Below are 3,543 nucleotides of genomic sequence, written 5' to 3' on the forward strand. Positions count from 1 at the left end.
CGGTAGCTCCGACACCGACGCCGACGATTCCGGCGGCACCGGTGAGGAGTCCACGACGCGAAATCCGGGCGGATCCGCGCAAGGGAGTCACGGCTGGTAGTTCTCCTGGTTACCGGCGAAGTCACGGGCGACGGCGCTCACCGTCTGGGTGGTTCCGTCGGACAGACGCAGCTCGACGGTGACCGTCTCGCCAGCCGTGATCGGCTTCTTCAGATCCATCAGCATCACGTGCTCGGCGCCGGGCTTCAGGGTGAGGCTGCCGTGTGCGGGAATGGCGTAGCCGTCCTTCTTCTCCTGCATCACGTTCTGGCCGCCTTCGGAGACCACCTCGTGCAACTCCACTTTGCCTGCCACATCGCTGCTGCCGGAAACAACGCGGATCTCTGCGTCGCTGTTGTTGGTGAGGGTGCCGAACAACGCGGTCATCCCCTCGGGTGCGGCTTTGACCCACTGGTCGGTGACGACGAGCGCCGACTGCTGCGCGCTGGCGCTGGACTCAGCGGCCGGGGTCGTGTCGTTGCTGCTGCACGCAGTCAGGATGAGCAGGGGTGCGGCGGCAGCGATCAGTGCGGCGGCCGGACGGTACTTACGGTTGACAGTCATGATTGATAGACCTCTCAGGAGGGTAGGTAGATGAACTGGGTGGTGCCGTCAGCCCAACGCGGGCGGGGCACGCATCCCTACCGAGAGTCGCGGAGCAAGATCGTGCAGCGCAACCACTGTGCGCGGCACTGCAGAAGACGTGGTTTCGGCGTTGAGCCAGCCGCGCTCGACGACGATCCCGATCGTCGACGACACCACCCGCAGCAGCCAGGCCGCCGCGCACAGCACCAGCACCGCAGCGGGCACGGCAACCAGGTGCCACCCGAGCATCGCCATCGAGTTGACCGCGTGGTGGTGGCCGCCGGCCGCACCCATCAGGCTGAGGGTGAGGTGCGCGACCAGTTGCCCGCCGACCAGGACGGCGGCGATCGAGGTATTCGAGTCGTGGCGCTGGGCCGAGCGCAGCGCACCCACCCCGAGGCCGATCAACGCCAGCATCATCAGCTGCGCGGCATCCGGGAGGGCGCCGCCGGCGAAGCCGTGCGCTCCGATCCCGAGGATCACCGATACCAACCCTGCCAGCAGGCCGTTGGTTCGCGCGATCATGGCTTCAGGCTACGCTGCAGCACCACACAGTCCAGCCGCAGGCCAGCCTTACTGCCGACGCCGGGCAACCGCCCGGCCTCGGTAAAGCCGAGTTTCTGGTGCAACACTAGAGACGCGGTCACCTCCGACGAGATCATCGCGATCACCTGCCATACCCGATCCGGGTCGGCGGCGTCCAGCAGTGCGGTCAGCAGCCGCCGTCCCCGCCCACCGCCCGTGGCATCGGGTCGCAGGTAGATGGTGTCCTCCACGGTGTGCCGCCACCCCTGCGTCCCCCGAATCGGCGCAAGGTACGCGAACCCGAGAATCTCGCCATCTGTCAGCACCGCGAACGGCAGCTCGAGCTCCGTCGTCGTCGCCAGCACCTCACGCCAGTAGTCGAGTCCGGGTACTTCGCTCCGCCAGGTGGCCGTGGTGTGCTCGACGTAGTAGGCGTAGATGTCGGCGATCGCGGTCAGATCCGCCTCGGTGGCCGGTCGGATCGCCTCGCTCACGACTCGGTGGCTTCGACGATCGCCGGGTCGGCCTCCAGCCGGGTCAGCCCGTTCCAGCACAGATTCACCAAATGCGCGGCAACAACTTCCTTGGGTGGCTCACGCACATCGAGCCACCACTGGGCCGTCACCGACACCATACCGACCAGCGCCTGCGCGTACAGCGGGGCGAGTGACGGGTCGAATCCTCGCCTCTCAAAGTCCCCAGCCAGGATGTGCTCCACCTGACTGATCGCGTCATTGAGGAGGCTGCCGTACCGCGTGTCTCCGTCACCGCCGGATCCGGCTGACTCGCCGCGCACCAGGATCTGAAATCCGTCGGGCCGTTCCTCGATGTAGGTGAGTAACGCCAGCGCCACCTGCTGGATCCGATACAGCGAACGGTTGTTGGAGAGCGACGACGTCACCATCTCGAGCAGCGTCTCCATCTCGCGGTCGACGACCACGGCATAGAGCCCTTCCTTGCCCCCGAAGTGCTCGTACACCACAGGTTTGGAGACCTGTGCGCGTTGCGCGATCTCCTCGATCGACGTCCCCTCAAAGCCACGTTCGGCGAACAGTCCGCGCGCCACCTCGATCAGCTGCTGCCTCCGCTGCGGCCCGGTCATCCGGGCCCGGGGCGCCCGTGCCGGCTCGGTCCCCTCGGTTGGTCGCGTCACTGCCATGGCCCCGAGTCTAGGGCCGTCATCGAAGGTCCACGACACCCGCTCCCGCCGGATCGGTGTACAAGTCGACGATCTGAGCCGAATACTTGTCACTGATCGGATTGCGTCGCAGCTTCATCGTCGGAGTCAACTCATCGCCGCCCGGATCCCACGCCGTAGGTAGTACGACGAATCGTTTGATCTGTTCCACCCGAGAGAGCTTCGCATTGCCAGCGCGCACTGCCGCCTTCAGTTCTGCGATCACGTCAGGGTGCGCGGCGACCGCGGCCACGTCTGCCTCACCGAGGCCGCACTGGCGTGCTTTCACCGCGGCCATATCCGGATCGAGAACAATCAGCGCTGTCACGTATGGTTTCGCGTCCCCGATCGCCACGACCGTCCCCACGAGCGGCGACGCCGCCTTGATCGCGTTTTCGATATTGGTCGGTGCCATGTTCTTGCCGGCCTCGCTGATGAACAGTTCCTTCTTCCGGTCGACGATCCGCACGTTGCCATCGCTGCGGATCTCCGCGATGTCACCCGTCGCCAGCCAACCATCGGGGTCGATGGTTTCGGCCGTCTTCTCCGGGGCGCGGCGATATCCACGCATCACATAGGGGCCGCGCACAAACAGCTCCCCATCTGCGCCGACCTTCAGCTCAATCCCCGGCACCGGACGACCGACGGTGCCGAAGGCGAGATCGTCCAGGCTCGTCGTCGTCGTTGCTCCGCAGGTCTCCGACATTCCCCACAGCTCGATGATCGGAATACCGAGACCGAGGAAGAAGCGCAGCACTTCCGGCGGAATAGCGGCCGCCCCCGACGCCGCGTATCGGAGCTGGTCCATGCCTATCGCCGCCCGGATCTTGGACAACACCAGCTTGTCGGCGAGTCCGTGTTGCACGGCGAGTAGACCAGCGGGCTCCTTGCCTTCCAACCGGAGACCGGCGACCTGATCACCCATGCCCAACGCCCAGTCCGCAAGCTTGGCCTTCACGCCGGAAGTCTCGGCCAGGTTCGCCTCGATGCCAGCCCGCAACTTCTGCCAGACGCGGGGCACCCCAAAGAATGTCGTCGGATGGACCCCGGGAAGCGCAGTAACCAAGTCTCTGGGATCCGGGACACAGGTCACTTCCGCGCCGGTCGTCAAACTCACTCCGTGCGTCGCCACCCGATCGGCGATGTGCGCCGCCGGCAGATACGAAATGATGCGGTCATCGTGGGCGCGGCCGAAGACTTCGCGGAGCGCCTCCAAC

General features: G+C 65.9%; 5 protein-coding genes. All 5 read right to left on the reverse strand.

Going from position 1 to position 3,543, the window contains the following annotated elements; genetic code table 11:
• Positions 1 to 87 precede the first annotated feature (87 nt).
• Positions 88 to 603, reverse strand: a complete 516-nt coding sequence (locus tag WAW85_RS03060; protein ID WP_422558183.1) for a copper chaperone PCu(A)C — start codon at positions 601 to 603, stop codon at positions 88 to 90.
• A gap of 48 nt (positions 604 to 651) precedes the next feature.
• Positions 652 to 1,149 carry a hypothetical protein gene (locus tag WAW85_RS03065; RefSeq protein ID WP_422558184.1) on the reverse strand — a complete coding sequence of 166 codons (498 nt, stop codon included), beginning with the start codon at positions 1,147 to 1,149 and terminating at the stop codon, positions 652 to 654.
• Positions 1,146 to 1,643 (reverse strand): GNAT family N-acetyltransferase, encoded by a 498-nt coding sequence (locus WAW85_RS03070; RefSeq protein WP_422558185.1) that lies wholly within the window; start codon positions 1,641 to 1,643, stop codon positions 1,146 to 1,148. The genes WAW85_RS03065 and WAW85_RS03070 overlap by 4 nt, the downstream gene beginning before the upstream one ends.
• Positions 1,640 to 2,308: a TetR/AcrR family transcriptional regulator gene (locus tag WAW85_RS03075; protein ID WP_422558186.1), complete on the reverse strand. Its 669-nt coding sequence runs from the start codon at positions 2,306 to 2,308 to the stop codon at positions 1,640 to 1,642. Before WAW85_RS03075 ends, WAW85_RS03070 begins: the two co-directional genes overlap by 4 nt.
• Positions 2,309 to 2,327: 19 nt before the next feature.
• A partial coding sequence (locus tag WAW85_RS03080; protein WP_422558187.1) for an AMP-dependent synthetase/ligase occupies positions 2,328 to 3,543 on the reverse strand: 1,216 nt, incomplete at its 5' end.

It is taken from the genome of Gordonia sp. (in: high G+C Gram-positive bacteria) (assembly GCF_049299075.1).
In the GTDB taxonomy this organism is placed as follows: domain Bacteria; phylum Actinomycetota; class Actinomycetes; order Mycobacteriales; family Mycobacteriaceae; genus Gordonia.

Bases quoted from the DNA above. Each gene is read 5' to 3' on its own strand.
- WAW85_RS03060 (WP_422558183.1), bottom strand. From the start codon at position 603: ATGACTGTCAACCGTAAGTACCGTCCGGCCGCCGCACTGATCGCTGCC.
- WAW85_RS03065 (WP_422558184.1), bottom strand. From the start codon at position 1,149: ATGATCGCGCGAACCAACGGCCTGCTGGCAGGGTTGGTATCGGTGATC.
- WAW85_RS03075 (WP_422558186.1), bottom strand. From the start codon at position 2,308: ATGGCAGTGACGCGACCAACCGAGGGGACCGAGCCGGCACGGGCGCCC.